At 69.0% G+C, this 4,944-nt stretch carries 4 protein-coding genes; all 4 read left to right on the top strand.

The genetic code is table 11. The annotated features are described in order from the left end of the window. Positions 1–887 (top strand): glycine--tRNA ligase subunit beta (locus GPA_RS02705; protein WP_041238866.1); only part of this gene is annotated, 887 nt, incomplete at its 5' end. A 4-nt stretch (positions 888–891) separates the two neighbouring features. Further along, positions 892–1,788 carry a pyruvate, water dikinase regulatory protein gene (locus tag GPA_RS02700; protein ID WP_015538863.1) on the top strand — a complete coding sequence of 299 codons (897 nt, stop codon included), beginning with the start codon at positions 892–894 and terminating at the stop codon, positions 1,786–1,788. A gap of 65 nt (positions 1,789–1,853) precedes the next feature. Then, entirely contained in the window at positions 1,854–4,592 is a 2,739-nt protein-coding gene (gene ppdK, locus GPA_RS02695) for a pyruvate, phosphate dikinase (RefSeq protein ID WP_041238865.1), read from the top strand. A 162-nt stretch (positions 4,593–4,754) separates the two neighbouring features. Then, positions 4,755–4,944: SDR family NAD(P)-dependent oxidoreductase (locus GPA_RS20590; protein WP_414735661.1), on the top strand; the 190-nt coding region annotated here is incomplete at its 3' end.

The following is a 4,944-nucleotide window of genomic DNA, read 5'->3' as shown; positions in this document are numbered from 1 at the left end:
CGAACGCCGTGGTGGAGTTCACGAGCGTGCAGGGCGTCATGGGCTCGTACTACGCCGAGGCGTCGGGCGAGAACGAGCAGGTGGCCCGCGCCATCGCCGACCACTACCGCCCGCGCTTCTCCGGCGACGAGCCGCCCGCGTCCGACGTGGGGCGCGTCGTGGCCATGGCCGACAAGCTGGACACGGTCTGCGGCCTGTTCGCCGTGGGCCAGGGCCCCACGGGCTCGTCGGACCCGTTCGCGCTGCGCCGCAGCGCCATCGGCATCACGGCCATGCTGGAGGCGGGCCTGCCCGTGTCGCTCATGGGGGCCGTGGACGCCTCGCTCGCCACATACGCGGACGCCGGCATCGACTTCGACCGCGACGACGTGCGCGCCCAGGTGGCCGACTTCTTCGTCACGCGCACGAAGGTCATGCTGCGCGACTCCGGCGCGTCCCCCGACGCCATCGACGCCGTGCTGGCGGCGGGCGTGGAGGAGCCGGCTCAGGTCATCGCGCGCGTGCGCGCCCTCGAGGCCGCCCGCACCGGCGAGCGCGAGGCGTTCGACGACTTGGCCACGGCCTACGCGCGCGCCAACAACCTGCGCGACGCGGAGCTGGGCGAGGAAGTGGACGAGAAGCTCATGGGCGACGCGGAGCGCGCCCTGGCCTCTGCTGCGCGGGACGTGGAGTCGCAGGTGAGCGCCGCCCTCGCCGCCGACGACTACGCGGCCGCCCTTGCGGCGCTCGCCGATTTGCGCGCGCCCATCGACGCCTTCTTCGCCGACGTCCTCGTCATGGACGAGGACGAGGCCGTGCGCGCGAACCGCCTGCGCCTGCTGAACCGCTTCGTGGGCGTGTTCACGGACGTGGCCGACTTCGGCAAGATGGCGAAGGGCGGCAAGTAGCGCCATGGACGACCTCGTGACGTACGGCACGCCGAGCACCGGCCCCGGGGGCCTCCCCACCATACACGTGGTCAGCGACTCGGTGGGCCTCACGGCCCAGGCGGTGGCCCGCGCGGCCGCCGCCCAGTTCGGGGTCACGAACCCCGCCATCGAAGTGCTGCCGAAGGTGCGCACGTTCGAGGAGATCAAGACCTTCATCGACGAGCACGGCGCCGTCCACCGGCAGAACTCGGGCGACGGGCGCATGCTCGTGTTCTACACGCTGGTGAACGGCCATCTGGCGGGCCAGCTGGCCGCCTATGCGGCTGCGCGCGACGACATCGTGGCGGTGGACCTCATGACCGACGCCATCGGCGCCATCGCGCGCATGACGGGCCGCGACCCCTCCACGAAGCCCGGCGGCCTGCACGTGGCCGACCAGTACTACTTCAAGCGCATCGAGGCCATCGAGTTCACCATCGCGCACGACGACGGGCGCAACCCGCAGGAGCTCTCCCAGGCCGACATCGTGCTTCTGGGCGTGTCGCGCTCGTCCAAGACGCCCACGTCCATCTACCTGGCGCAGCAGGGCTACAAGGTGTCGAACATCCCGCTCGACCCCACCACCGAGCCGCCGCGCGAGCTGCTCGACGTGGAGCGCACGCGGCTGTTCGGGCTTATGACCACGGCCGAGGTGCTCATCGGCATCCGCCAGCGCCGCCTGGGCAACGCGAGCGTGGTGGCGTCGAGCTACGCGGACCCGGAGTACGTGTACCAGGATCTGGAGAAGGCCCGCGCGCTCATGCGCAAACTCGGCTGTATTGTCATCCACACCGAAAATCGCGCCGTTGAGGAAACGGCTCAAGAAATTTTGCGCTACTATGAGCGCGCCCACCCGCCATCCGCTGATATGATGGGCTAGGCCTGCGAACCTGCAAGGGGTTCGGTACTCTGTACGATTGAAACGTCGCGTTTAAGGAGAAAAAGGTGACCGAAGAAGTCAAACGAGTCTATGCATTCGGCAAAGACGCTCAGGGCAACAACGTAACCGAGGGCAACACGCATATGAAGGCGCAGCTGGGCGGCAAGGGCGCCAACCTCGCCGAGATGGCCAACATCGGGCTGCCCGTGCCTCCCGGCTTCACCATCACGTGCCAGACCTGCATGGAGTACGCCAACGCCGACAACACGTGGCCCGAGGGCGCGCTCGACACCATCCAGTCCTACCGCGAGGACCTCGAGGCCCGCATGGGCAAGAAGATCGGCGATGCGGCCGACCCGCTGCTCGTGTCCGTGCGCTCCGGCGCGCCGATGTCCATGCCCGGCATGATGGACACGGTGCTGAACCTCGGCCTGAACGACGAGTCCATCAACGGCCTCATCGCCCAGACCGAGAACCCGCGCTTCGCCTGGGACTCCTACCGCCGCTTCATCCAGATGTTCTCCAACGTGGTCATGGGCCTGGACGGCGACCTGTTCGAGAACGCCATCACGTCCATGAAGAACGTGCGCGGCGCCGCCTCCGACACCGACCTCTCGGCCGACGACCTCAAGGAGCTCGTGGCCGAGTTCAAGCAGATCTTCTCCGAGAACGTGTCCGCCGAGGAGTACCCGAGCCTCGTGGTGGACGGTTCCGTGCAGTTCCCGCAGGACCCGAGCGCGCAGCTGCAGCTGGCCATCGAGGCCGTGTTCGGCAGCTGGAACAACCCGCGCGCGGTCCTCTACCGCAAGCAGAACAAGATCGCCGACGACCTGGGCACCGCCGTGAACGTGCAGTCCATGGTGTTCGGCAACAAGGGCAACACGTCGGCCACGGGCGTGGCGTTCACGCGCAACCCCGCCAACGGCGAGAAGGAGTTCTACGGCGACTACCTGGTGAACGCCCAGGGCGAGGACGTCGTGGCCGGCATCCGCAACACGAGCCCCATCGCCGACCTCAAGCATGTGGAGGGCCTGGAAGAGGCCGGCCGCGAGCTCGAGGAGGTGTTCGTGACGCTGGAGAACCACTTCCGCGACATGTGCGACATCGAGTTCACCATCGAGCAGGGCAAGCTCTGGATGCTCCAGACCCGCGTGGGCAAGCGCACCGCCGCCGCCGCGCTGCACATCGCCATCGAGATGGAGAAGGAGGGCCTCATCTCCAAGGAGGAGGCCGTCATGCGCGTCGACCCCGAGCAGCTCGACCAGCTGCTGCACCCGCAGTTCGACAAGAACGCCTCCTACGACGTGGTGGCCAAGGGCCTGAACGCGTCCCCCGGCGCCGCCGTGGGCGAGGCCGTGTTCTCGGCTGCCGACGCCGTGGCCGTGACCGAGGCCGGCCGCAAGTGCGTGCTCGTGCGCTGGGAGACGAACCCCGACGACCTGGCCGGCATGATCGCCGCCGAGGGCATCCTCACGTCGCACGGCGGCAAGACGAGCCACGCGGCCGTCATCGCCCGCGGCATGGGCGCGCCGTGCGTCTGCGGCGTGGAGGCCCTGAAGATCGACGCCGAGAAGAAGGAAGCGGCCGTGGCCGGCACGGACATCGTCATCCGCGAGGGCGACATGATCTCCATCGACGGCACGACGGGCTCCGTGGTGCTGGGTGCCGTGGACCTCGTGCTGCCCGAGCTCACCGGCGACTTGGACACCATCCTTGAGTGGGCCGACGAGTTCCGCACCATGGGCGTGCGTGCCAACGCCGACAACCCCGAGGACGCGGAGCTCTCCCGCAACTTCGGCGCCGAGGGCATCGGGCTCTGCCGTACCGAGCACATGTTCCTGGGCGACCGCAAGCAGATCATCCAGTCCTTCATCCTCAATGACGAGCCGGCCGTCCGCGAGAAGGCGCTCGCCGACCTGCTGGAGGCCCAGACGGGCGACTTCTACGGCATGTTCAAGGCTATGGACGGCCTGCCGGTCATCGTGCGCCTGCTCGACCCGCCGCTGCACGAGTTCCTGGAGAGCCCGCGCGACCTGGAGGTGGAGATCGCCCGCCTGGAGGCGTCCGGCACGCCGGCCGCCGAGCTCGCCGACAAGCGCCAGCTGCTGAGCCTGGTGGACGCCATGGCCGAGGCGAACCCGATGCTCGGCTTGCGCGGCTGCCGCCTGGCCATCCTCTACCCCGAGCTGCCGGCCATGCAGACGCGCGCCATCGCCACCGCCGCCGCCCGCCTGAAGAAGGAGGGCCTAGATCCCGAGCCCGAGATCATGATCCCGCTCGTGAGCGTGCTGCCCGAGCTGGAGACGCTGCGCGCCGAGGTGGAGGCCGTCATCGCCGAGGTGTGCGAGGCCGAGGGCGTGGAGCTGGACATTCCCATCGGCACGATGATCGAGCTCCCGCGCGCGGCCGTGACCGCCGACGAGATCGCCACGCAGGCCGACTTCTTCAGCTTCGGCACGAACGACCTGACCCAGACGACGTTCGGCTTCAGCCGCGACGACGTGGAGGCCAAGTTCATCCCGCGCTACCTGGAGCGCCGCATCCTGCCGTGCAACCCGTTCGAGACGGTCGACGCCGGCGTGGCCGCGCTCGTGGACATGGGCTGCACGAAGGGCCGCGCCACGAACCCGGACATCCAGCTGGGCGTGTGCGGCGAGCACGGTGGCGACCCCGACTCCGTGAAGACGTTCCACAAGATCGGCCTCACCTACGTGAGCTGCTCGCCCTACCGCGTGCCGCTCGCGCGCCTCGCCGCCGGCCAGGCGGCGCTGGCCGAGAAGATGGGCGACCACCGCGACAAGTAAGCCGCCTGTTCGCATCTTGCGCCTCCCGGAGGGCCCGCAGCAGCGGGCCCTCCGCGTTTTCCGGGGCGGGGTTGGCGAGAAGGGGAATGCCGGTTTCGAAGGCAACAGGGCTGCTTTCGCGCAGGAGGGGAAGCATCTCTGTCGCCTTGTCTATACTCCCTGATGAACCGCCCGGCACAGGGGCGGGTACGTCCGGCAACGGGAGGAGCAGCCATGAAGGAGTTTTTCGCGAACCGCTTTGAGGGCAAGGCCATGATCGTCACGGGGGCGGCGCGGGGCATCGGCGAGGCCGTGGCGCTGCGTGCGGCCCAGGAGGGAGCGCGGCTCATGCTGGCGGACCGCCGCGAGGCGG

Source organism: Gordonibacter pamelaeae 7-10-1-b (genome assembly GCF_000210055.1).
Classification (GTDB): Bacteria; Actinomycetota; Coriobacteriia; order Coriobacteriales; family Eggerthellaceae; genus Gordonibacter; species Gordonibacter pamelaeae.
This window is presented reverse-complemented; position numbering and strand designations above follow the sequence as displayed.

Excerpts from the sequence above, each read along its gene's own strand:
- GPA_RS02700 (WP_015538863.1), top strand. The coding sequence starts at position 892 with ATGGACGACCTCGTGACGTACGGCACGCCGAGCACCGGCCCCGGGGGC.